Source organism: Thermus amyloliquefaciens, assembly GCF_000744885.1.
In the GTDB taxonomy this organism is placed as follows: domain Bacteria; phylum Deinococcota; class Deinococci; order Deinococcales; family Thermaceae; genus Thermus; species Thermus amyloliquefaciens.
In genome coordinates, this window is record NZ_JQMV01000003.1 from 445,385 (window position 1) to 468,636 (window position 23,252).

The 23,252-nt window shown below is 67.1% G+C and carries 19 protein-coding genes and 2 pseudogenes; 7 read left to right on the top strand and 14 right to left on the bottom strand.

Going from position 1 to position 23,252, the window contains the following annotated elements:
- Positions 1–2 precede the first annotated feature (2 nt).
- Positions 3–1,283, bottom strand: a complete 1,281-nt coding sequence (locus BS74_RS02705) for a molybdopterin-dependent oxidoreductase (RefSeq protein WP_038055828.1) — start codon at positions 1,281–1,283, stop codon at positions 3–5.
- Between the two features lie 196 nt (positions 1,284–1,479).
- Here BS74_RS02705 and mutS point away from each other — a divergent pair, with 196 nt between their 5' ends.
- On the top strand, positions 1,480–3,906 hold the full coding sequence (mutS, locus tag BS74_RS02710; RefSeq protein ID WP_038055830.1) for a DNA mismatch repair protein MutS: 2,427 nt from the start codon (positions 1,480–1,482) through the stop codon (positions 3,904–3,906).
- Positions 3,903–5,535: pseudogene (gene mutL / locus BS74_RS02715) on the top strand (DNA mismatch repair endonuclease MutL). The gene mutS and the pseudogene mutL overlap by 4 nt, the downstream one beginning before the upstream one ends.
- Here the strand turns inward: mutL and rraA are convergent.
- Positions 5,429–5,923 carry a ribonuclease E activity regulator RraA gene (gene rraA, locus BS74_RS02720; RefSeq protein WP_038055832.1) on the bottom strand — a complete coding sequence of 165 codons (495 nt, stop codon included), beginning with the start codon at positions 5,921–5,923 and terminating at the stop codon, positions 5,429–5,431. The pseudogene mutL and the gene rraA sit on opposite strands and share 107 nt — an antisense overlap.
- Positions 5,924–5,941: 18 nt before the next feature.
- On the opposite strand from rraA, the gene purU reads away from it, so the two are divergent.
- Both purU and BS74_RS02730 read left to right on the top strand, forming a co-directional pair.
- A complete protein-coding gene (gene purU / locus BS74_RS02725; protein ID WP_038055835.1) occupies positions 5,942–6,799 on the top strand; it encodes a formyltetrahydrofolate deformylase in 858 nt (285 codons plus the stop codon).
- Positions 6,800–6,845: 46 nt separating this feature from the next.
- Positions 6,846–8,063 (top strand): S1C family serine protease, encoded by a 1,218-nt coding sequence (locus BS74_RS02730; RefSeq protein ID WP_038055837.1) that lies wholly within the window; start codon positions 6,846–6,848, stop codon positions 8,061–8,063.
- Here BS74_RS02730 and BS74_RS02735 read toward each other — a convergent pair.
- The 5 genes from BS74_RS02735 to BS74_RS02755 form a co-directional block, all read right to left on the bottom strand.
- Positions 8,060–8,488, bottom strand: a complete 429-nt coding sequence (locus BS74_RS02735; RefSeq protein ID WP_038055839.1) for a hypothetical protein — start codon at positions 8,486–8,488, stop codon at positions 8,060–8,062. The two genes, BS74_RS02730 and BS74_RS02735, sit on opposite strands and share 4 nt — an antisense overlap.
- 16 nt (positions 8,489–8,504) lie before the next feature.
- The gene (locus BS74_RS02740) at positions 8,505–9,482 is read right to left on the bottom strand and encodes a TAXI family TRAP transporter solute-binding subunit (protein WP_038055840.1); all 978 of its coding nucleotides are present in this window, start codon (positions 9,480–9,482) and stop codon (positions 8,505–8,507) included.
- A 29-nt stretch (positions 9,483–9,511) separates the two neighbouring features.
- On the bottom strand, positions 9,512–11,629 hold the full coding sequence (locus tag BS74_RS02745; RefSeq protein WP_051946731.1) for a TRAP transporter permease: 2,118 nt from the start codon (positions 11,627–11,629) through the stop codon (positions 9,512–9,514).
- Positions 11,630–11,690: 61 nt separating this feature from the next.
- A complete protein-coding gene (locus tag BS74_RS02750; protein ID WP_038058784.1) occupies positions 11,691–12,674 on the bottom strand; it encodes a TAXI family TRAP transporter solute-binding subunit in 984 nt (327 codons plus the stop codon).
- Positions 12,675–12,728: 54 nt separating this feature from the next.
- On the bottom strand, positions 12,729–13,820 hold the full coding sequence (locus BS74_RS02755) for a site-2 protease family protein (RefSeq protein ID WP_038055842.1): 1,092 nt from the start codon (positions 13,818–13,820) through the stop codon (positions 12,729–12,731).
- A 70-nt stretch (positions 13,821–13,890) separates the two neighbouring features.
- Here BS74_RS02755 and BS74_RS02760 point away from each other — a divergent pair.
- Positions 13,891–15,086, top strand: a pseudogene (locus tag BS74_RS02760) (MFS transporter).
- Here BS74_RS02760 and wecB read toward each other — a convergent pair.
- The 4 genes from wecB to BS74_RS02780 are packed head-to-tail and all read right to left on the bottom strand — an operon-like array spanning position 15,061 to position 18,946.
- On the bottom strand, positions 15,061–16,179 hold the full coding sequence (gene wecB / locus BS74_RS02765) for a non-hydrolyzing UDP-N-acetylglucosamine 2-epimerase (RefSeq protein WP_038055845.1): 1,119 nt from the start codon (positions 16,177–16,179) through the stop codon (positions 15,061–15,063). The pseudogene BS74_RS02760 and the gene wecB sit on opposite strands and share 26 nt — an antisense overlap.
- A gap of 1 nt (position 16,180) precedes the next feature.
- On the bottom strand, positions 16,181–17,266 hold the full coding sequence (locus tag BS74_RS02770) for an MraY family glycosyltransferase (protein ID WP_038055847.1): 1,086 nt from the start codon (positions 17,264–17,266) through the stop codon (positions 16,181–16,183).
- A complete protein-coding gene (upp, locus tag BS74_RS02775) occupies positions 17,263–17,889 on the bottom strand; it encodes a uracil phosphoribosyltransferase (RefSeq protein WP_038055850.1) in 627 nt (208 codons plus the stop codon). Before upp ends, BS74_RS02770 begins: the two co-directional genes overlap by 4 nt.
- A 10-nt stretch (positions 17,890–17,899) precedes the next feature.
- Positions 17,900–18,946: an aminoglycoside phosphotransferase family protein gene (locus tag BS74_RS02780; protein ID WP_245606066.1), complete on the bottom strand. Its 1,047-nt coding sequence runs from the start codon at positions 18,944–18,946 to the stop codon at positions 17,900–17,902.
- Here BS74_RS02780 and BS74_RS02785 point away from each other — a divergent pair.
- Positions 18,863–19,936 carry a radical SAM protein gene (locus BS74_RS02785; protein ID WP_038055852.1) on the top strand — a complete coding sequence of 358 codons (1,074 nt, stop codon included), beginning with the start codon at positions 18,863–18,865 and terminating at the stop codon, positions 19,934–19,936. The genes BS74_RS02780 and BS74_RS02785 overlap by 84 nt on opposite strands.
- Before the next feature lie 27 nt (positions 19,937–19,963).
- Positions 19,964–20,353, top strand: coding sequence for an NADH-quinone oxidoreductase subunit 15 (locus tag BS74_RS02790; RefSeq protein WP_038055854.1), 390 nt, complete (start codon positions 19,964–19,966; stop codon positions 20,351–20,353).
- On the opposite strand, the gene BS74_RS02795 is transcribed toward BS74_RS02790, so the two are convergent.
- The 3 genes from BS74_RS02795 to BS74_RS02805 form a co-directional block, all read right to left on the bottom strand.
- Positions 20,350–20,748: a PaaI family thioesterase gene (locus BS74_RS02795; RefSeq protein WP_038055856.1), complete on the bottom strand. Its 399-nt coding sequence runs from the start codon at positions 20,746–20,748 to the stop codon at positions 20,350–20,352. The two genes, BS74_RS02790 and BS74_RS02795, sit on opposite strands and share 4 nt — an antisense overlap.
- 20 nt (positions 20,749–20,768) lie before the next feature.
- Positions 20,769–21,908 (bottom strand): radical SAM family heme chaperone HemW, encoded by a 1,140-nt coding sequence (gene hemW / locus BS74_RS02800; protein WP_245606067.1) that lies wholly within the window; start codon positions 21,906–21,908, stop codon positions 20,769–20,771.
- 284 nt (positions 21,909–22,192) lie between these two features.
- The gene (locus BS74_RS02805) at positions 22,193–23,119 is read right to left on the bottom strand and encodes a WD40/YVTN/BNR-like repeat-containing protein (RefSeq protein WP_219228109.1); all 927 of its coding nucleotides are present in this window, start codon (positions 23,117–23,119) and stop codon (positions 22,193–22,195) included.
- Positions 23,120–23,252 lie beyond the last annotated feature (133 nt).

A 23,252-nucleotide genomic window follows, 5' to 3' on the forward strand; every position in this document is an offset into this window, starting at 1 on the left:
TCCTATTTGGCTGCCAGGACTACCACTTCCTGGCGCTCAATCTTGTTCCACAGGTAACCACCGGGGTTCCACACAGGGGTGTCGGGCTGGGTGTTGCCCTTCTCGTCCGTAGCCCGCACCGCGATCACGTACTTCCCGGGTGCGCTGGGCCGCCAGGTGAACTCAAAGGTGCGGAAGGAGTACTTGCCGTAGTCCGGCCCCAGCAAGGCGGTGCGCCAGGTGTTGCCGTCGTCGGTGGAAACCTCCACCTTTACCACCTTCCCGTGCCCGCTGAAGGCCACGCCCCTCACCTTTACCGGCAAGCCCACCACCAGGGGGCTTGAGCCGTCGGGGTCGATGATGAAGGAGCGCACGGGCATATTGAAGTGGCCGATGGGCACGGTCTTGACCTTGCCAGCGGCCACGTCCTCGGGGGTCGTGGAGCCGTTGGGGGTGTCGGGCACTTTGTAGGCGGTGGCCATCCAGAAGTTCTTGTCCTCCTCGGTGAGGGCCCGGATCCAGGTGACGTGTTTCAGCCAATAGGTGGCGAACTTGCCGGGCACCACCAGGCGCACGGGGAAGCCGTTGAGCATGGGCAGGGGCTCCCCGTTCATGGCATAGGCCAGGATGGTTTCCTCCAGCACCGGATCATTCAGGTCCAGGGACTTTATGAAGCGTCCCGACCCCAGGTTCTCAGGCCCCTTGCCCCGGTCCAGGCCCTCAAACTGGATCTGGACGGTGCCCGGCTTTACGCCCGCGGCGTCCAAGAGGTCCTTGAGCCGGACGCCTGTCCAAAGGGCATTCCCCATGGCCCCGTTGCCCCATTGGCCGCCGGATACCCGGGGCTGGAAGCGGCTGCGGGAGTTGCCGGAGCACTGGTTGACGGCGGCGATGGAAACGGGCTTGAACTGGGTGAGGAGGTCCTCGAGGCTCAGCTCCAGGGGCCGCTCAAAATTGCCTTCCAGCTTGAGCCGCCACTTGGAGAGGTCGATCTCGTTGGGGATCTCGTCCAGGTGGTAACGCACATAGAAGGCCTCGTTGGGGGTAAAGGCGGTGCGGAAGTAGTGCCGGGGGGTTTCCAGCTGGACGGGGCGGTCGGTCATGCGGAGAAGGGGAAGCTTCTGGGGGTAGACAGCGTAGGGGTGCACCCCGTTCCAGTAGGGGTTGGGGCCGGGCCCCGTAAAGGAAGGCAGGGGGGTTTCGGCCTGAGAGGAGGTCTGGGCCAGGCTGGGGCGCAAGGTCGCCAGGGCCCCTCCAGCACCCAGCAGCTTCAGCAATAACCGACGATTGATGGATTTCTCCATATCACCCTCCCGAATCGAGGGCAGGGAAGAAACAAGTGGAAAGGGAACACAGGACTTTTGTCCCTGGCCTCGTGCCCCAATGTTAGAAGGCAAACCCTACCCGTGTCAAGTTAGGGCAAGGGGCTATTTATACCATCACTGATGGGTGTATTAGGGAGGGCTTTTCCCGGGGTATGCCGGGGTTATGATAAAGGTCATGCTCAAGGGCGAAGGCCCCGGTCCCCTGCCCCCCCTTTTGCAGCAGTACGTGGAGCTCCGGGACCGCTACCCGGACTACCTCCTCCTTTTCCAGGTGGGGGATTTCTACGAGTGCTTCGGCGAGGATGCGGAGAGGTTGGCCCGCGCCCTGGGCCTGGCCCTCACCCACAAGTCCAGCAAGGACTTCACCACCCCCATGGCGGGGATTCCCCTCCGGGCCTTTGACGCCTATGCGGAGCGGCTTCTCAAGATGGGCTTCCGCTTGGCGGTGGCCGACCAGGTGGAGCCGGCGGAGGAGGCGGAGGGCCTGGTGCGCCGGGAGGTGACCCAGCTCCTCACCCCGGGCACCCTGGTGCAGGAAACCCTCCTGCCCAAGGAGGCCAACTACCTGGCGGCGGTGGCCACCGGGGACGGCTGGGGGGTGGCCTTCTTGGACGTGTCCACGGGGGAGTTCAAGGGGACGGTTTTGAAGAGCAAAAGCGCCCTTTACGACGAGCTCTTCCGCCACCGCCCCGCCGAGGTGCTCCTGGCGCCGGAGTTGCGGGAGAACGGGGAGTTTGTGGAGGAGTTTCGGAAGCGCTTCCCCGTCATGCTCTCCGAGGCCCCCTTTGAGCCCCTGGGGGAAGGCCCCTTGGCCTTGCGCCGGGCCCAGGGGGCGCTCCTTTGGTACGCCCGCTGGACCCAAGGGGAAGGGTTTTCCCCAAGGCCCTTCCGCCCCTACGACCCCGGGGCCTTCATGCGCCTGCCCGAGGCCACCCTAAGGGCCCTGGAGGTCTTTGAGCCCATCCGGGGCCAGGATACCCTCTTCGGGGTCCTGGACGAGACCCGCACCGCCCCCGGCAGGCGGCTCCTCCAGGCCTGGCTCCGCCATCCCCTCCTGGACCGGGGTCCTTTGGAGGCCCGGCTTGACCGGGTGGAGCGCTTGGTGAGGGAAGGCGCCCTGCGGGAAGGGGTGAGGCGGCTCCTTTTCCGCCTGGCGGACCTGGAGCGCCTCGCCACCCGCCTGGAGATGGGGCGGGCAGGCCCGCGGGACCTGGCGGCCTTGAGGCGTAGCCTTGAGGTCCTGCCGGAGCTGAAGGCCCTTCTGGGGGAGGAGGTGGCCCTGCCCGACCTGAGGCCCCTTTGGGAGGAGCTGCGGGCGGCTTTGGTGGACGACCCTCCCCTAAAAGTCTCCGAAGGGGGGCTCATCCGGGAAGGGTACGATGCCCACCTGGACGCCCTGCGCCAGGCCCACCGGGAAGGGGTGGCCTACTTCTTGGATCTGGAGGAAAGGGAGAAGGCCAGGACCGGCATCCCCACCCTGAAGGTGGGCTACAACGCCGTCTTCGGCTACTACCTGGAGGTGACCCGGCCCTACTACGAGAGGGTGCCTTCCGAGTACAAGGCCATCCAGACCCTCAAGGACCGGCAGCGCTACACCCTGCCGGAGATCAAGGAGCGCGAAAGGGAGCTCTACCGCCTCGAGGCCCAGATCCGCCGCCGGGAGGAGGAGGTTTTTTGGGAGCTCAGGGAGAAGGCCAAAGGGGAGGCGGAGGCCCTGAGGGAGGCGGCCAGGGTCCTGGCGGAGCTGGACGTCTACGCCGCCTTGGCGGAGGTGGCGGTGCGCCACGGCTACACCCGTCCCCGCTTCGGCGAGGGGCTTTTCATCCGCGCTGGGCGGCACCCGGTGGTGGAAAGGCGCACCGGCTTCGTCCCCAACGACCTGGAGATGGCCCACGAGCTCGTGCTGGTCACGGGGCCCAACATGGCGGGGAAGAGCACCTACCTTCGCCAGACGGCCCTCATCGCCCTCCTGGCCCAGATTGGGAGCTTTGTGCCCGCGGAGGAGGCTATCCTCCCCCTCTTTGACCGGATCCTGACCCGCATCGGGGCCTCCGACGACCTGGCGGGGGGCAAGAGCACCTTCATGGTGGAGATGGAGGAGGTGGCCCTGATCCTCAAGGAGGCCACGGAGAGGAGCCTGGTGCTTCTGGACGAGGTGGGCCGGGGCACCTCCAGCCTGGACGGGGTGGCCATCGCCACCGCCGTGGCCGAGGCCCTGCACGAGAGGCGGTGCTACGCCCTTTTCGCCACCCACTACTTTGAGCTCACCGCCCTGCCCCTGCCCCGGCTCAAGAACCTGCACGTGGCCGCCAAGGAGGAGGAGGGGGGCCTCACCTTCTACCACCAGGTGCTCCCTGGACCCGCCTCCAAGAGCTACGGGGTGGAGGTGGCCCGCATGGCCGGGCTGCCCCCGGAGGTGGTGGAGCGGGCCAAGGCCCTCCTCCAGGCCATGGCCGCCAGGCGGGAGGGCCCGGTGGAGGCGGTGCTGGAGAGGCTTCTCGCCCTGGACCCCGACCGCCTCACCCCCCTCGAGGCCCTCCGCCTCCTCCACGAGCTCAAGGCCTTGGCCCTGGGCACCCCCTTGGGTACCATAAAGGGGTGATCCGTCCCCTCCCCGAGGAGCTCCGGGGCCTTCTGGCCCGGGGCGAGGTGCTCCTTTCCGTGCGGGACGCGGTGCGGGAGCTTTTGGAGAACGCCCTGGACGCGGGGGCCCGGCGGGTGAGGGTGGAGCTGTGGGGCGGGGGCATGGAACGGCTTGTGGTGGAGGACGACGGGGCGGGGATCCCCCTGGAGGACCTGCCCCTGGCGGTGGAGCCCTTCGCCACCAGCAAGCTGCAGGACCCTGGGCGCATCGCCACCTTGGGCTTCCGTGGCCAGGCCCTTTATGCCCTGCGCCAGGCCGCCACCTTGCGCTTGCGCTCCCGCCCCCGGGGCCAGGTGGGGGGAGGGCTTCTCCTGGTCCAGGGGGGCACGGTGGCCCTCAAGGAGGTGCCCGCGCCCCCCGGCACCCGGGTGGAGGTGGTGGGCCTCTTCCAGGGGGAGGGGAGGGACCCGGCCAGGGAGGTGCGGGGGGTCTTGGAGCTCCTAAGGCGCTACCTTCTCCACCACCCCACCCTTTCCCTGGCCCTCTTTGTGGAGGGGGAGGCCCGGCTCCTCTTCCCTGGGTCGGGCCTAAGGGAGGCCGCCCGGATCGCCTTCGGCCGGGTGCTTTCGGAGAGGCTCTTTCCCCTGGAGGAGGCGGCGGGGGAGGTGCGCCTTTTGGGCCTCCTTTCCGGTCCCCAAGCCTCCCGCACCCGGCCCGACCTCCTCTTCCTCGCGGTGAACGGGCGGCCCGTGGCCTGGCCCGAGGGGCTCCTAAGGGCCCTCCGGCGGGCCTACCGTGAGCTCCTTCCCGAGGGGCACTTCCCCGTGGGGGTGGTCAACCTCGCCTTGCCCCCTGGGCTTTTCCGCCTGCGCCTGGACGCCCGCAAGGAGGAGGTGGCGGTGGCCCAGGAGGTGGAGGGCCTTCTGGAGGAGGCGGTGCGGAGCGCCTTCCGGCGCCACGGCCTGGCCCGTAGCCTGCCGGAGCCTACCCCTCTTCCCGTCCTGAGCCCCCCACCCCCTCGGGCCTGCCCGCCTGCGCTACCTGGGCCAGTTCCGGGAAAGCTACCTCCTGGCGGAGGCGGGGGAGGCCCTCTTTGTGGTGGACCAGCATGCCGCCCACGAGCGGGTCATCTACGAGGAGTTTTGGCGGCGCCTTCGGGAGGAGGGGCTGAAGCCCCTGCCGTACCCGGTGCTGGTGGAGCTTACCCCGGAGGAGGAGGGCCTCCTCGGGGGGGAGGCCCTCGCGGCCCTTTTCGCTTACGAAGCCTTCGGGCCGGGGAGGGTGCGGGTGCTGGCCGCTCCCCCTTTCCTGCACCCCTACCCCCTCCTGATCCCCCAGGCCTTCCTCGAGGCCCTCCGGGGGGAGGGGCGGAGCCTGGGGGAAGTTCTGGGCCGCCTGGCCTGCCTCCCCGCGGTGAAGGCGGGCCATCCCTTGAACGGGGCCCAGGGGCAAGCCCTTCTGGACGCCCTCCTGGCCTGTGAGACCCCCTGGGTCTGCCCCCACGGGAGGCCCACCTTCTTGGTGCTGAAGGAGGAGGAGCTTATCCGCCGCTTTGGCCGCCGCTCGGGGGCGCGGGCAGGAGAAGAAGCCCGTCCTCGTCCGCAATCAGGTAATGCCCCGGAAGCACCTGGGCCCCGAAGAGGCTAAGGGGCACGTCCACCTCCCCCCGGCCCGCCTTGGCGCTCCTGCGGGGGGTGGCCGCCAGGGCCAGGAGGCCGATGGGCACCTCCTTGAGCTCCAGCACATCCCGCACCGCCCCGTGGACCACCACCCCGGCCCAGCCCCGCTCCCAGGCCAGGCGGGCCAGGTTGCCCCCGAGGAGGGCGGTGCGCAAGGAGCCCCCGCCGTCCACCACCAGGACCTGGCCATGGCCCTCCTCCTCCAGCACCCTTCGCACCAGGGCGTTGTCCTCAAAGACCCTGAGGGTGCGCACCCGCCCGGCGAAGCGGGCCGTGCCGCCAAAGCTCCTAAAGACCATGGGCAGGGTCTCCCCTTCGGGCCAGAGGTCGGAGAGGTCTGTTGTGCGCCCTTCCATGGGAATATAGTAGCCCCCATGGACGAGGCGCGGCTCCTCATCACCTGCCCGGACCGGCCTGGGATCGTGGCGGCGGTCTCGGGCTTCCTCTACGCCCACGGGGCCAACATCACCGATTTGCAGCAGTACTCCACGGACCCCGAAGGGGGCACCTTCTTCATGCGCCTGGCCTTCACCACCCCCCATCTGGACCTCTCCCGCCCGGCCCTGGAGCGGGCCTTTCAGGACGTGGTGGCCAGCCGTTTCCAGATGGAGTGGCGCCTGGCCTATGCCTCGGAGAGGAAGCGGGTGGCCATCCTGGTCTCCAAGCCGGCCCATGCCCTTTTGGAACTCCTCTGGCGCTACCGGGTGGGGGAGTTGCCCATGGACCTGCGCCTGGTGATCTCCAACCACCCGGACCACCGGGAGGAGGTGGAGCGCTTCGGCGTGCCCTACCACCACGTGCCCGTGGAGAAGGGGCGGAAGGAGGAGGCGGAGGAGCGCATCCTGGGCCTCCTCGAGGGGGAAGGGGTGGAGGTGGTGGTCCTGGCCCGGTACATGCAGGTCCTCTCCCCGGGGTTTGTGGCCCGTTACCCCATGCGCATCCTCAACATCCACCACTCCTTCTTGCCGGCCTTTGCCGGGGCCGACCCTTACCGCCAGGCCCACGAGCGGGGGGTGAAGCTCATCGGGGCCACGGCCCACTACGTCACCGAGGAGTTGGACGGGGGCCCCATCATCGAACAGGATGTGGTGCGGGTATCCCACCGCCACACGGTGGCGGAGATGCGGAGGCTCGGGCGGGAGCTGGAGCGCACGGTCCTGGCCCGGGCGGTGCGCTGGCACCTGGAGGACCGCATCCTGGTCCACGGGAACAAAACCGTGGTCTTTGTTTAATCTCGGCCTAACCGGAAGGGCGTAAGGTGGGACCAGGAGGTGGCGCATGAACCTGGCCCGTTCCTTCGTGGGTTTTCTGGTCCTCTCCTTGATGGCGGGTGCGGTGCTCTGGTGGGGTTTGAGCAACGGCCAGACCCAGCGTTCCCAGCCTGCTCCTCCACCTGCCGAGGCGGGGCTTTTGGAGTACGAGCGCAACACCGTGGAGATCGTGGAAAAGTACGGGGATGGGGTGGTCTACGTGGCGGTGGTGACCCGTCCCCAAAACGTCCAACTCCCCCCAGGGTTTGAGTTTTTTGCTCCGTTTTTGCAGATGCCCCCTCAGGAGGGGACGGGTTCGGGCTTCGTGATCGATAAGGATGGGCATATCCTCACCAACCATCACGTGGTGGAGGGAGCCAGCCAGATCACGGTGAAGTTCCACGGCGACCCCAAGGAGTACCGCGCCCGCCTGGTGGGGGCGGCGCCGCCCTTGGATCTGGCCCTTTTGAAGGTGGAGGCCCCCAAGGAGAAGCTGGTGCCCCTGGTCCTGGGGGATTCCGACCGCATCAGGGTGGGGCAGAAGGCCATCGCCATGGGGAACCCCTTTGGCTTGGAGTTCACCGTGACCCAGGGGATCGTCTCCGCCATCCGGGAAAACCCCGGGGCCATTGGGGATGAGTCGGGCCTGGTGCCCCAGGTGATCCAGACGGATGCCGCCATCAACCCCGGGAACTCCGGGGGGCCCCTTCTCAACTCCCGCGGGGAGGTGATCGGCATCAACACCGCCATCTTCACCCCCACCGGCCAGTTTGGGGCCGCCCAGTTCGCGGGGGTGGGGTTTGCCCTGCCCATCAACCTGGTGAAGCAGTACCTGCCCGAGCTCAAGGCGGGGAAGACCCTGACCGCAGAGGAGATCATCAAAAACCGCCCCCGGCTTGGCGTCTCCCTTATCCCCCTTTCCGTCTACCCGGAAAGGCTGCGCCAGCAGTACGGGCTTCCCGCCTCTGGCCTCATGGTGCAGGAGGTGGAAAGGAATAGCCCGGCCGCCCGGGCGGGCCTAAGGCCACCCAGCCGCTTCGCCTACCTGCAACTGCCCACGGGGGAGACCCTGCAGGTGGGGGTGGACGGGGATGTGCTCCTCAAGGCGGACGGGGTGCCCCTAGGCTCCATCGCCCAGCTCCGGCAGGTGCTATACGGCAAGAAGCCGGGGGAGGCGGTGAGCCTCGAGGTCTGGCGCCAGGGCCGTACCTTCACCCTGAAGGTGGTGCCCCAGGTGTTGCGCTAAGGGGGCCAGAGGAGCCTTAGGCGTAGGCACCCCCCTTCCGCCCGGAACCAGGTGCCCCCAAGGCGCAGGGCCAGGCCCATCTCGGAGCAGTAGGCCAGGGCCCTCCGCCGCTCCTTGGCCAGGGCCTGGTTCCAGGGGTACTCCCCTGCGGTGTAGTAGGCTTCGGTTTCGGGGTCGGTGAAGGCCCGGAAACCTTGGAAGGCCCAAGGCATGCCGAATTCCAGGAGCACAGGCCTTCCGGTCACGGAGTTCACGAACTCCACCCGTCCCTCGTCCCAGGCGGTGAGGAGGAGGTAACGGCGCCCTTCGTCCCCCTCCACCTCCACCACCCGCACCAGGGCCAAGGCGAGGAGGAAGAACCAAAAGGCCCAGCTCAGGAGGAGCCGGGCCCCTTGGATTAGGGGAGCCGGGGCTTTCGTAGCCACGTCAAGGGGCTGGGCCTCACTTCAAGGCCCCGGCCTCGCGGAAGTAACGCAGGGCCCCCTCGTGGTAGGGGATGGTGCCGCCCACGAAGCGCACCGCGTTCTCCAGGCTGGTATCCCTGGCGGCGGCCACCGCCTGGCGCAGGGTGGCCAGGTTCTCAAAGGTGGCCTTGGTGAGGGCATACGCGGCCTCCTCGGGTAGGCTCTGAGGGCAGACGAAAAGGTTCCAGAAGGTGAGGGTGGGGGTGTCGGCCCGGGTGCCGTAGGTGGCCTTGGGGATCACCCCGGGGCCTGCCAGGCCAGGGAAGCGCTTCTGGAAGGTCTGGACCACGGTGCTCTTGGGGTCCAGGGGAACCAGGTAGATCCTTTGCCCCTTCCGGGCCAAGGAGGCGGCGAGCTCGGTGATGGCGCCCGTGGGCAGGCCCCCCGACCAGAAGAAGGCGTCCAGGTTGCCCTCCGCCAGGGCGTTGGCGCTCTCCTGGGCTCCCAGGCGCTCCTGTTTGGCGAAGTCCTTGGGGGAAAGCCCCGCCGCCTGGAGCACCAAGAGGGCCTCCACCTCCGTGCCCGAGCCCGGGGCCCCGGTGGACACCCGCTTGCCCTTCAGGTCCTGCACCACCCGGATGCCCGCGCCTTCCCGGGTGACGATGTGCAGGAAGTTGGGGTACATGGCGAAGAGGATGCGGACGTTTTTGGCGGCCCTGTCCTTGAAGCGCTCGTGCTGGCCGGTAAAGGCCAGGTAGGCGGAGTCGGGGAGCACGGTGGCGCAGTAGTAGGTGCCGCCCCCCGTGCGGTTTTCCAAAAGGAGGAGGTTGTCGATGGAGGCAGCGGTTTGGATGGCCTGGGCCTCGGCCACCCCGGCCTTGTTCCAGATCTCCGCCAGGGTGGTGCCGTAGTAGAAGTAAACGCCTCCCACACCCCCCGTGGCCACCACCACCTTGGGTTTTTGGGCCACGGCCAAACCCGTCAAGGCCAGGAGGGCCAAAAGGACTCTCTTCATAACCTTACCCCCTTTCCTTCGGCTTTACCCTAAGCCCCCTTTTGGCTTTTCGTCAACCCCTTGCGGAAGAAGGGAAGCCCCAGGAGGAAGGCCACCAGGTTGAGCCATCCCTGGGGCACGAAGAGCAGGGCGGCCAGGATCCCCAGGGCCCAGGCTTCCCAGCGGGCGAGGGGCCTGCGGGTGTAGCCCGCGGCGGAGGCGGAAAGGTAGATGATACCGGCCGCCACGGAAAGGAAGCGCTCCAGAACCATCCCCCAGGCCTCGCCAGGGGGGGAGTTCTCCAAAACGGGCACGATGAGAAGGGCGGTACCCGAATAGGAGAGCAGGAAGAAAAAGCCCACCAGGTACTTGGACAGGGCCACCCGCGCCGCATAAACCCCGGTGACCAGGGGGTTGGTGCCAAAGACGCTGCTGGCGGCGTAGGCGGAGAGGGCCACGGGGGGCGTCACATCCGCCAGCACCGCATAGTAGAAGAGGAACATGTGGGTGGCGAGGACGGCGGCGGAGTCGGGGATGCCGTTTTGCTTGGCCAGGGCGATGATGGCAGGGGCGGTGAGGGCCGAGGTGAGCACGTAGGTGGCGGTGGGGGGCACCCCCATGCCCAGCACCAGGCTGAAGAGGGCGGTGATGAGGGTGGCGAGGAGGAGGCTTTCCCCCGAGACCTGCTGCAACAGCTGGCTGAACTTGGAGGGGAGGCCGCTGATCACCATCATGGCGAAGATGAGGTTGGCGGCGGTCACCGCGGTTCCGATGGGCAAGAGGGTGCGGAAGCCCTCGGCCAGGCCCTGGAAGATGGGGGCTGCGCCCTTGGGCCTTAGCGTGGGGTCCAAGTAGGTGATGAAGATGAAGAAGAGGAGGGCCAGGCTGGCCGCGGTGCGCACCTCGTAGCCCAGGTAGAGCATGGCCACGATGAGGAGGATGGGCAGGAAGAGGATGGAGTAGCGCAAGGTATAGGTCCCCCGGCTCATGCCCAGCTCCGCCCCCACCGGGGGGAGGCCCGCCTTGCGGGAGTAGAACTCGTTGAAGGCCAGCACCGCGGTCAGGTACAAAAGGGCCGGCCCCAGGGCCATGACGATCACCTTCAGGTAGGGAATCTGGAGGATCTCCACCATGATGAAGGCGATGGAGCCCATGACCGGGGGGGTGATGAGGGCGATGGTGCCGGCGGTGGCCACCAGGCCCGCGGCCACCAGGCGGTCGTAGTTGGCCCTTTCAAAAAGCGGCTTGGTGAGGGCGGCCACGAACTGGGTGTCCGCGGCCCCGGAGCCGGAGAACATGCCCATGAAGACGCTGGCCAGGCCCGTGACCCGCCCTGGGGTGGCGGGGTGCTTGCCCACCAGGGCCAGGGCCAGGTTGGCCACCACCTTCCCCAGGCCCAAGGCCCCGATCATGCCGGAGAGCAAGGTGAAGTAGACCAGGTACTTGGCGGAAACCCCGGTGATGAGCCCGTAGATGCCGGCCTCGGTCTCGTTGTAGGTCTTGCCCAAGAGGAGGTCAATGCTTTGGCGGCTTCCCTTAAAGGCCCCGGGGAAGAGGTCGGCGTAGAGGTTATAGCTGAAGAAGAAGAGGACCAGCACCGGCATCACCGGGCCCAAAAGGCGGTAGACCAGGCCCAGGACCAGCATGATGAGGCCGAAGGACATGGCCATGTCCCAGGGCTCGGGGAGCACCGCCCGGTAGACCAGCTCCTCAAAGTACCGGAGCTGGTAGAGGGTGGGGAAGAAGGCCAGGAAAACCGCCAGCAGGTCGGCGGGTCCTTTTAGGCTCGGAAGGACCGCGGGCAGAACCGCCACCGCCCAGTAGAGGAGGCCCACCGCCTTGGCCTCAGGGGGCAGGCTCAACCCCGGGACGCCGGGAAAGAGGAAGTTGTAGAGGGGGATCAAGGTGAAGGCGAAGTACACCCAGGCCCCTAGGGTGCGCTTCCTGGGGAGGTGGAAGGAAACGAGATACCCCCCCAGGAGGAGGAAGAGGACGTGGGTGCTTCGCTGTAGCTGTACGATGTCCAGGATGGGGATCTCGGCCTTGGCCAGGGGGGTGAAGGGGTGGAGCACCAGGTAAAGGCTGTAAAGGGCCCCCAGGATCAGGATCCAGTGGGTGAGCCGGGCCAGGGGGGTGGAGGGTTGGGTCTGAGGGCGTTCTAGCTCCATGGCTTCCTCCAAAAAAGCCCGGGGCCTGGAGGGTTCCAGGGCACCCGGGCGGGTTCATGGCTTACTTGATCAGCCCTTTTTCCTTCAAGTACCGCTCGGCTCCCGGGTGGAAGGGGATGGGTAGCTTTCCGTAGAGCTTGGCGGTGGCCTCGAGGCTCGTGTCCTTGGCGGCGGCCACCGCGGTGCGCAGGGTGTCCAGGTTCTCAAAGACCGCCTTCATGATGGCGTACCCGGTTTCCGCCGGGAGGCTTTCCGGGCAGACCACGATGTTGCCCGTGGCCAGGCCGCGCACGTCGGTGCGGGTGTTGTAGACGCTCTTGGGCACGGTGTAGGGGTCCACCAGGCCTGGGAACTTCTTCATGGCCACCTGGGCGGTGGTGCTCTTGGGGTCGATGGGCACCAGGTAGATGCGGTCCCCCTTGCGGGCCAGGGTCTGGGAGAGTTCCACGATGGAGCTGGTGGGCACACCCCCCACCCAGAAGAAGGCGTCCAGGGTGCCCTCCGCCAGGGCCTTCGCCCCCTCGGCCACGGGCAGGCGCTCCCGCTTGGCGAAGCTTTCCGGTTTCACCCTGGCCCCCTGGAGGACCAGAAGGGCCAGGTTCTCGGTGCTGGAGCCGGGCTGGCCGGTGGAGACCCGTTTGCCCTTGAGGTCCTGCACCACCTTGATGCCGGTTTTTTCCGTGGTCACCAGGTGGATGAAGGAGGGGTACATGTAGAAGAGGACCCGCTGGGTCTTGGCGGGCCGATCCTTGAAGCGGGGTTCCTCTCCGGTGTAGGCCACGTAGGCGGAGTCGGTGGTGGTGAGGGCGCAGTAGTAGGTGGTGCCCGCGGTGCGGTCCCGCAGGAGCTGGAGGTTGTCGTAGGAGCCCCCCGTCTGCACCGGCTGGGCCTCCGCCGCCCCCGCCTTGTTCAGGATGTCCGCCAGGGCGGTGCCGTAGTAGAAGAAGACCCCTCCGGTGCTTCCCGTGCCGATCACCACCTTGGGCTTTTGGGCCAGGGCCAGTCCTAGGGCGAGCAAACCGATGAGGATAAGGGCTCTTTTCATGGTCGCCTCCCGCATACTTTTGCGTCCCTAACCTACCCCACCACCCTACGCCTGTCAAGGCGAAGAATGCCCCAGCATGCGCACCTGGAAGGCCCTCAGGAGGTCCGTTTTGCTGAGGATGCCCACCAGCCGGCCCTCTTCCATGACCAGGGCCCGGACATACCCCCGCTCGGCCATCCGCTCCAAGGCGGTGAGGGCGTCCACCTCCGGGGGGAGGACCAGGGGTTCTTGGAGGTGGTGGACCACGGGGGCCAGGGGGTTGGCCCCCTCCAGCCCCTCGAGGCCCACCACCCCCAGGACCCGCCCCTCCTCCACCACGGGGAAGCCGGAAACCTTATGCGCCAAGGCCAGTTCCAGGACCTCCTGGACGGAAAGGGAGGGGGGGATGACCAAGGGGTTTGGGGTCATGAGGTCCTTGACCTTGAGCCCGCTTAAGGCCTGGGCCAGGAGGGCGGCCTCGGCCTCGGCCCTCGAGGCCATGTACACGAAAAAGGCGATGAGGATCAGGAAGGGGTTGAAGACCAGAAGGCCGAAAAGCCCCAAGGCCCAGGCCACCGCCTGGCTCAGGGCCAAGGCCTGCCGGGTGGCCTGGAGGTAGGGTTTCCTGAAGGCCAAAAGGGCCCGGTAAACCCGCCCCCCATCCAGGGGTAGGGCGGGGAGGAGGTTGAAAAGCCAAAGCATCAGGTTCACCAGGGCCAGGTAGTGGGTGAGAAACCCCAAGACCCCAGCCTCCATCTGGAACCCGCGCAGGAGCAAGGCCAAGGCGAAGCTCACCGCCGGGCCCGCCAGGGCGATCCAGAGCTCCTTCTGGGGTTCTTGCGGGATGCGCTCCAGCTGGGCCACCCCACCCAAAAGCCAAAGGGTGATGCGCTTGGTCTCAATGCCAAAGCGGCGGGCGGTGAGGGCATGGCCCAGCTCGTGCAGGAGCACGGAGAGGAAAAGCCCCAAGGCGGCCATGAGGCCCAGGAGAAAGGGCCAGGGGCCTTGGAGGAGGGTGGGGTCTTGCGGCAGGCCGAACCACTTCAGGTAAATGGGCAGGTTGCCCCCGATGAGAAAGGCCAGAAGGGGCAGGAAGAGGAGAAAGGAAAAGTCCAGCTGAACGGGGATGCCCAGGATGCGAAAAAGGGTCAGGCCCCGCTGGAACATGCGCCCAGTATAGACCGGGGGCCCGGGGCGGCCTTGATAATGACCGGTCAGTCAGCCTTAGGATGGAAGGGTGCTGGCCTTGGCCCTGCTTCGGGATCCCCTCTACCGCTCCTACTGGCTCGCCCTTTTTACCTCCCAGATGGGCACCTGGATGCAGGCGGCCGCCCAGGGCTGGTTGGTGCTCCTCCTCACGGGGAGCGCCGAGCGGCTTGGGCTGGTGGTGGCCTTGCAGTTCCTGCCCTCCCTTCTTTTTTCCCTTCCCGCCGGGGTTTTGGCGGACCGGTATCCCAAGCGAAACCTCCTCCTCTTCACCCAAGGGGGCATGATGCTCCTGGCCCTTCTCATGGCGCTTTTCATCCTCACGGGATGGGTGCGCTACGGCCACGTGCTCCTCTTCGCCTTCCTCTACGGGGCCCTTAACGCCATGGACCTCCCCGTGCGCCAGAGCTTCACCGTGGAGCTGGCGGGGCGGGACCGCTACCCCGGGGCCATCGCCTTGAACTCCTTTGGCTTCAACCTGAGCCGGCTTGTGGGGCCGGCCCTGGCCGGCGTTCTCATCGCCCTCTTCGGCGTGGAGGCGGCCTATCTGGCCAACGCCCTTTCCTTCCTGCCCCTCCTTTTTGTTCTCCGCCGGGTCCCCCCGGGTTCCAGGGGGGAGGAGGGGGACGGCCGCTGGTGGCGGGAGGCCCTGGAGGGGGTGCGGTTTGTCCTGGAGAACCCCGTGGTGCGCCGGGTGGTGGGGCTGGTGCTCTTCGCAAGCCTCTTGGGCATGAACTTCCAGACCCTGGTCCCCGCCTATGCCCGGCTGGTCCTGGGGCTTTCCGCCACCGGGTATGGCGCCTTGCTCTCCAGCGTGGGGCTTGGGGCCTTGGGGGCGGCTTTGGTCATGGCCTTTACCGGCAGGCCCAAGCCAAAGAGGCTCCTCTTGGGGGTCTTTTCCCTCTCCCTGGCCCATCTGGGGCTTTACCTCCCCCAGGCTTCCTTGGCCCCTTTCTTCCTGGCCCTGGGGGGGTTTGGCATGATCTCCGTGCTCATCAACGCCAACACCCTGGTGCAGCTCTCGGTCCCCGACCGGATCCGGGGCCGGGTGATGGCGGTGTACAGCCTGGTGATGCTGGGCACCGGTCCCCTTGGGGCCTACCTCACCGGCTTCCTTTTTGAACAACTGGGGGGGCGGCTCGCCGCCTTGGTCCTGGGGGGGCGGTCCTCCTGGTGGGAGCCTACCAGCTGCGCTCCTGGCCTACGGAACCCAGTCCTCCGGCCTAGGGCCTAGGCCCAGCCGCCAGGCTACCCCTTGGGCCACGCGGACGCCCGCCTTGCCGTCCCCATAGGGGTTCTTGGCCTGGCGCATGCGGGCCAGTTCCTCAGGGCTTTCCAAAAGCCCCGCCACCACCCGGTACACCCTTTCGGGATCCGTTCCCGCCAGCTTGAGGATGCCCGCCTCCAGGCCTTCCGGCCTTTCGGTGACGTTCCTGAGCACCACCACCGGCACCCCCAAGGCCGCTCCCTCCTCCTGAAGCCCCCCGGAGTCGGTGACGAGGAGGAGGCTTTCCCGCATCAGGGCGGCCATGGGCCCGTACTCCAGGGGGTCCAGGAGGACGAAGTTCCTCACCCCCTTCAGCACCGGGAAGACCGCCTCCCGCACCACGGGGTTGAGGTGCACGGGGTAGACGAAGGTGAGGTGGGGGAAGGCCTCCGCCACCTTTCTCAGGGCCCGGGCCAGGTCAGGGAGGATGGGCCAGTTTTCCCGGCGGTGCATGGTGACCGTGACGTAGGGGCCGGGAGGGAGGCCTTGGGGAAGCCGGCCCATCCGGGCGGCGAGAAGCACGGCATCCACCCCGGTTTGGCCGGTGACCAGGACGGTTTCCGCGGGCTTGCCCTCCCTTAGCAGGTTTTCCCGGGCAAGGGGGGTGGGGGCGAAGTCCAGGTCCGTGAGGGCGTCGGTGAGGCGGCGGTTGGCCTCCTCGGGGAAGGGCTCCTTGAGGTTGCCGCTCCTTAGGCCGGCTTCCACGTGCCCCACGGGAAGCCCCACCAGAAAGGCGGCCCAGGCCACGGCGAAGGTGGTGAGGGTGTCCCCGTGCACCAGGACGTAGTCGGCCCGCATCTCCTCGAGGGCCCGGGCGGCCTGGGGCAGGATGCGGGCCGCCAGGTCGGGCAAGGCCTGGCGTTCTTGCATCACGTCCAGGTTTCGGTCCTCCTGGATGCCGAATAGCCCCAGGGCCTGCCGAAGCTGCTCCCGGTGCTGGCCGGTGAGGAGGACGAGGGGCTTGATGTGGGGGTGTTCCTTCAGGGCCAGGTAGACCGGGGCCATCTTGGTGGCTTCAGGCCGCGTTCCGAAGGCTAGAACCACCCGCTTCATGCTACTCTCCCCTCCAAAGGGCCCTTAAGCGCCGGTAGGTTACCCACCCCAGGCCCAAAACCGTGGCCCCTAGGCTTGCCAGGATGGCCTCCTGGGGCATGCCCAGGTAGGCCATGGCCAAAAGGTTAAAGAGGAGGGCCAGCCCCCAAAGGAGGAAGGCCACCCGCCTTTGCGATAACCCCCGGGCCAGGAGCCGGTGGTGGATGTGGTCCTTGCCGGGGGTGGAGAGGGGGTTCTGCCCCCGCAAAAGCCTGCGCACCACCACCTGGGTGGTGTCCAGGATGGGGAGGAGGAGGAAGAGGGCCGGGGGCAGGAGGCCCAGAAAGGTGGTGAGCTTCAGGTTGCCAAGAAGCGCCGTGGCCGCCAGGGTGTAGCCCAGGAAGTAGGCCCCGGCATCCCCCAGGATGATGCGGCTGGGGTGGAGGTTGTGGCGCAGAAAACCCAGGGCGGCCCCGGCCAGGGCCGCCAGGACCAAGGTGCCCGCCGCCCAGTAGGGAAACTGGGCGCTCACGAAGAGGAGGCTCATGGCGCTGATGTACGCCACCCCGCCCGCCAGGCCGTCCAGGCCGTCCATGAGGTTCAGGGCGTTGGTGATCCCCACCACCCAGAGCCAGGTGAGGAAAAGGCCCAAGGCGGGGTCCAGGGGGGTGCCGAAGGCGGCCTCAAACCGCACCCCCACCGCCATCAGGAGCAGGGCGGCCAGGGTTTGCACGAAGAGGCGGAAAAGGGGAGGAAGGCCGAACTGATCGTCAATGAAGCCCACCAGCACCAACCAAGCCCCTCCCAAGAGGATGGCCAGGATCTGGATGAGGACTTGTTCCACCAGGATGGGCCTCAGGAAGGCCGCCGCCACCAGGGCCAGCACCACGCCCGCATAGACCGCAAGGCCCCCGGCGTTGGGGAGGGGCTCCCGATTGAGCCGCCTCTCGTTGGGCAGGTCCGCCCACCCCACCTTGAGGGCGAAGCGGCGGACATGGGGCAAAAAGCGCCAGGTGAAGAAAAGGGCCAGCAGGAAGGCGAAGGCCACGGTGAGCCAGCCCGTGCCCGTGGGCTCAGCGATGCCGACCCTCTTCAGGAGTTCGCTCATTTGGTCCCGTAGATCCGGTCCCCGGCGTCTCCCAGGCCGGGAACGATGTAACCGTGCTCGTTCAGGCGCTCGTCGATGGCCGCCACCACCACCTCCGTCTCCGGGTGGTCCTGGGCGATGCGCTCCAGGCCCTCGGGGGCAGCGATAAGGCACATGAGCTTGATCCCCGTGGCTCCCTTTTCCTTAAGAAGGGTAAGGGCATGGCTGGCGCTTCCCCCCGTGGCCAGCATGGGGTCCAGGAGGAAGACCCGGCGCTCGTGGATATCCGGGGGTAGCTTGGCGTAGTACTGCACGGGCTTTAGGGACTCGGGATCCCGGTAGAGGCCGATGTGCCCCACGCGGGCGTGGGGCACCAGCTTAAGGATGCCCTCCGCCATGACCAAACCGGCCCGCAAAATGGCCACCAGGGCCAGCTTCTTCCCGGAAAGCACCTTGACCCGGGCGGGGGCCACGGGGGTTTCCACGGTGGTTTCCGTAAGCTCCAGGTCGCGCATGGCCTCATAGGCCATGAGGAGGGATACCTCCTCGGCCAGCTCGCGGAAGTCCTTGGCGCCGGTGCGCTTGTCGCGAAGGTGGGCCAGCTTGTGCTGGACCAGGGGATGGTCCACCAGGGTGATCCTCATCCCCCAAAGCCTAACACGCCCGGTTTCTTGGGGGAAAGCAGTCTTGGAAGAAGCTCAGGGCCCGGGGGAGTTTGTCCGCCAGGGCCTCGAGGAAGCCCTCGGGCTTTTTCGTGCGGAACCAGTGGAGGTCGTGGAGGTAGGTGAGGGGTACGTAAAAGGCCAGGCGCTCCCGCACCTCCTTGGGGTAGAACCGCGCCAGGCGGAAAAGGGCCTCCCGGGCCGCCCCTTCCCCCAGAAGGTCCAGGCTTCCCGTCTTGAGGAGGGCCAGGTCCCGGGCGGGATCGTCCCCGCCGGAGCGGACCCAGTCCACCAGGAGCACCTCGGGGTCGTCCGGGGAGGGGTGTTCCTGGGTTTTCAGGAGGAGGTTTCCCGCCCAGGCGTCCCGGTGGCAGAAGCGCTTCTCCACCCCCGCCACCCAGGGGACCTCCCGCAGGAGGGCCTTGGCGAGGGTGAGGGCTTCGGGCACGGAGGCCAGGCTTTCCGCGAAGCGCTCTAGCCTCTCCGCCAGCTCCTTCCCCTCCACGTACCCCGGCTCGGGGAGGCGGTGCAGGGAGAGGAAAAGGTGGGAGAGGTCGGCCAGGGCCTTGGGGGTAAAGGTCTCGGGGCTGAAGGGCTTTCCGGGAAAATGGCGGATCACCAGGACCCCTTGCCCCGCCACCTGCTCCACCCCTAGGACGAAGCTCCCCAGCCCGGCGCGGGCCATCCTTTGCGCCTCGAGGGCCGCCAGGTGGGCCTCGCCGGGCCGGTATACCTTGTAGACCCTTTCCCCATCCGTGTACACCCGGGCTTCAAAACCGCCCAAGGGAGTGAGGCGAGGGAGGGTCTCGGGGGAGAGGAGGCCCTTCAGGGCCGAGAGCGCCACGGGGCTTATTCTAAGGGCCTCGAGGGGGCTGAGGTGTCCCTCTGGCCTCGTCTGGGGGGCTTTGGGCAAATCCGCCCCCACCGCATCCTTGGCCACGGATAACCTAAGGGCGTGGAGCTCTTGCGCCCGGAGGCTACGGTCCTCTCCCTGGGGGAGAGGGTGCTTTCCTTTGACCGGGAGGGACGGCCCTACCACTACTTCCGCCAGGGGCTCACCTATAAGCGGGCCCTGGACGGCAGCCTGCACCTGCGCTACCGGGAGGGGGCGAGGAGGAGGCGGCGCTTGGGGGAGGAGGAGGCCTTGGCGGTCTATGGGGAGATCCTGGGGCTGGCGGAGGCCCACCTGCGCGATCCCGAACGCCGGGCCGAGGTCCTCCGCTGGACCCCTGAGGCCCTTTGGGATCCCACCCCTTACCGCAGGGCCTACCCCTGGCCCGTGAGCATCCTTCCCCCGGATGCCTACCTTTCCGTGGTCCTCCAGGCCACCACGGGATGCACCTGGAACCGGTGCGCCTTCTGCTCCTTTTACCAGGACCGCCCCTTTCAGAAGCGCTCTCCGAGCGCTTTTCAGGAGCATGTGGAGCGGGTTTTGGAACTCCTGGGAAGGGGAAGGCTTCTAAGGCGAGGGGTTTTCCTGGGGGATGGCAACGCCCTGGCCCTGGGGGAACCCCTTCTTCCCCTTATGGAAACGGTCCAGCGGACTTTCCCGGGGGAGCCCGTCCTGGGCTTTTTGGACCTTTTTACGGGGATGAAGAAGGAGGTTTCCTGGTGGGCCAGGCTTGGGGCCCTGGGGCTTAGGCGGGTGTACCTGGGCCTGGAGACCGGGCATGCGCCCTTGCTGGCCCTTCTCAATAAACCCGGGCACCCCCGGGAGGCCCTCTCCCTGGTGAGCGCCTTGAAGGAAGCGGGGCTTTCCGTGGGGGTGATCCTCATGGTGGGGGCTGGGGGCGCGGCCTACGCGGAGGCCCACCGCCGGGAGAGCCTCTGGCTTTTGGCCGAGCTCCCCTTGGACCGGGAGGATGTGGTCTATCTCTCCCCTTTCCAAGAGCAGCCGGGCACCCCTTACGCCGCCTTGGGCCTCGAGGGCCTTCCCGATCTGGAGGCGGAGCTGGCCGCCTGGGCCGAGGCGCTTCGCCGCATGGGGCTGCGGGTGGCCCGGTACGACATCCGGGAGTTCCTCTATTAGGCCGGGAAGGGTTGGTATACTCAGGCCATGAGCCCTTCGCACGAACGGGAACTCTACGAGGCCTGGGTGGAGCTCCTTTCCTGGATGCGGGAGTACGCCCGGGAGAGGGGGGTCCGGTTTGAGAAGGAGGCGGACTTCCCCGACTTCATCTACCGCATGGAGCGCCCCTACGACCTGCCCACCACCATCATGACCGCCTCCCTCTCGGACGCCCTGGGGGAGCCCTTCCTCCTGGCGGACGTCTCCCCCCGCCACGCAAAGCTGAAGCGCATCGGCATCCGCCTTCCCCGGGCCCACATCCACCTGCACGCCCACTACGAGCCCGGAAAAGGCTTGGTGACGGGCAAGATCCCCCTTACCAAGGAGCGCTTCTTCGCCCTGGCCGACCGGGCACGGGAAGCCTTGGCCTTCGCCTAGACCTTGGCGATGGTGCCCTGGCCCAAGGCCACCCGCTTGGGCTCGGGCTCCTCGCTGTAAACCTCACCCTGGACCACGGCCAGGCGCTGGCCCGCCTGCACCACCCGCGCGCGGGCCAAAAGCCTTTTCCCCTTGGCGGGGCGGAGGAAGTTCACCTTGAACTCCACGGTGAGCACCTCCGGGCCCAAGGCCAGGCCGCCGGCGAAGGTGAGGGCGTTGTCCAGCAGGGCGGCGATGACGCCCCCTTGAACCACCCCTAGGTGCTGGTAGAACTCCGGGCGGACGCTTAGGGCCAGCTCCACCCCTTCCTCCCCTGCGGATAGGAGCTCCATCCCCAGGTACTGGCTGAAGGGCTGGGCCTTTAGCACCTCTTTCCCCAGCTGGCTTAGGTCCATGGCTTCCTCCTTTGACTAGGTCAAAGGATATCACCCTTGGGGCTTTGGGAGGCCTCGAGGGCCCCCCAGAGCTTCAAGACCACCTGGTGCAGGAGGGGAAAGGCCTTGCGGGTGGGGATGAGGCGGGGGCCCTTCACCTCCAGGAAGCCCGCTTCCGCTAGGGTTCCGGCCACGGGTCTTAGGCGGGGCCAGAGGCTTAGCCCTGTTCGCCGCTCCAAGGCCCCCACATCCACCCCCTCCCTGAGGCGCAGGCCCAGCATCAGGCTTTCCTTGGCGTGCTCCAGGGGGGGGATGGCCTCCTCCTGCGGGGGCTCCCCGGCCAGCCAGCGGGGGAGGGGAGGATGGGTGCGGCGGAAGGCGTAGACCGGCCCCGTGCCCGGGTACTGGCCTGCGGCGCTGGGACCCAGGGCGAGCCAGAAGCCATTCCGCCAGTAGACCAGGTTGTGCCGGGCCTCCTCCCCCGGCCGGGCGAAGTTGGAGACCTCGTAGCGCAAAAGGCCCGCCTCCCCCAAGACCTCCTCCGCCCTTTCCATGGCCCAGCCTTCCCTCTCCGGGTCCTCCTTCAGGCCCAGGAGGGCGAAGGGGGTACCCTTCTCCACCTGCAGGGTGTAGGCGGACACGTGCCCCACCCCCAGGGAGGCGGCCTCGGCCAGGTCCTGTTCCACTTCCTGCATGGGAAGGCCCAGGATGAGGTCCAGGGAAACCCTAAACCCCCCCTCCAAGGCCAGCTCCACCGCCTTCAGGGCCCCCTTGCGCCCATGGGCCCGGCCCAGGAACCGCAGCACCCGGTCCTGGAAGCTCTGCACCCCTAGGGAGAGGCGGTTGACCCCCAAGCCCTTCAAGAGGGCAAGCCGTTCCCGGTTTAGGGTGCCGGGGTTGGCCTCGAGGGTCACCTCCGCCCCCTGTTCCAGCCTCCAGGGAAGGGCCCCGAAGAGGGCCACCAGCTCCCGGTCCCTGAGAAAGCTCGGGGTGCCCCCGCCCAGGTAGAGGGTTTTGAGGGGCCCGGGGTAGGCCTCGTAGAGCCTTTGGGCCTCCTCCTTCAGGCGCTTCAGGTAGGCCTCCACCCACCCCGCTCCCCGGCGCACCACGTGGAAGTCGCAGTAGGGGCACAGGGTGGGGCAGAAGGGGACGTGCACGTAGAGGCTCAGCGCTTCCCGCAAGCGATCTCTCCCCCGGGCCCTAGGGTATCACGTTTCCCTGCGCTGCCTTGTTTTCCAAAGTTGCGGCTTAACCAAGAGGGGGTTTGGCGATCCTCGGGCCAGGGCCTTAGGATGCCGGGAAAGGAAGTAGGCCAAGGGGAGGTGGTTTGAAGCCGGGTACCGGTGCATGGGGGGTTGCCGCAAGGTGCGGGCTTCGCCCGTGGCCAAGGGGCGGGGAATAGGGACATGGCCACGGCCACGGCTTTTCTAGGGCCCTCGTGGTGGCGCAAGCCACCACGGGGTGCTTAGGGAGAGGTGAGCACTACCCCTCCCCTGCCAACAACCACGAATTGCCCATTGGCGAAGGTAACTCCCTCTAGCCACACGCTGACCCCGGAGGTCTGGCTGGAAATGCTGCTGCCGTCTCGGGAGGTGAGGATGGTGCCATCTTCCCCGACCACTACGAACAGGTTGGCTCCGAAGGTTACGCTTGTGAGATACTTGGTGGTGCCCGAGTTTAGCGGGGTCCAGGAGGTTCCGTCCGAAGAGGTTAGCAACACGCCGCCACCTCCTGCCACCAGCCAGCGATTGTTTCCCCAGGCGATGCTCTCTAGCGGAGGGGACACGTTGGTGGCGACCTGGGACCAACGGGTGCCGTCTTGGGAGACGAGTATGGTGCCGCTGCTCCCCACCGCTATAAAGCGGTTGTTAGCGAACAGAACGCCTTCAAGGTCGTTCGGGGTTCCGGAGGTCTGACTGGTCCAGGTGCTCCCATCGCTGGATGTTAGAATGGTGCCCTCGCGGCCCACAGCCACATATTGGCCGTTTCCGTAGGTAACCCCCAGGAGTTCTTTGGTCGTACCGGAAGCTTTAGCGCTCCAGCTGGTTCCGTTGGGGGAGGTAAGGATGGTACCGCCACCGCCCACTGCCACAAAGCGGTTATTGGCAAAGATCACGCCACGGAGGAGGGCTGTGGTTCCAGAGCTTGCGTTGGACCAGGTGATGGCGTCAGCAGAGGTGAGGATGGTACCGTTGGCACCCACGGACACATACTTGCCGTTGCCAAAGGTGACGCTGAAAAGGTGATAGGTGGTTCCAGATTGCCTGAGCGTCCAACGGGTTCCGATGGCTTCGTTGGTAGGTGGGGTTCCGCAAGCCACCAGGATGAGGACCCAAAGCGAAAGGCCCAACCACAACCTTCCCTGTTTTGTGATAAGGGTGTGCTTGACCATGGTTCATTCACCCCCTTCACCCTTGAGCTTATGCCTGGGCCCTTACACCCTTCTTAAACCTCCCCTGGCCTAGGGTGGCCGGCCTTTACCCAAGCTCCCCTCCGCCTCCTGGGGCCGAGCAAACGTCCTTCTG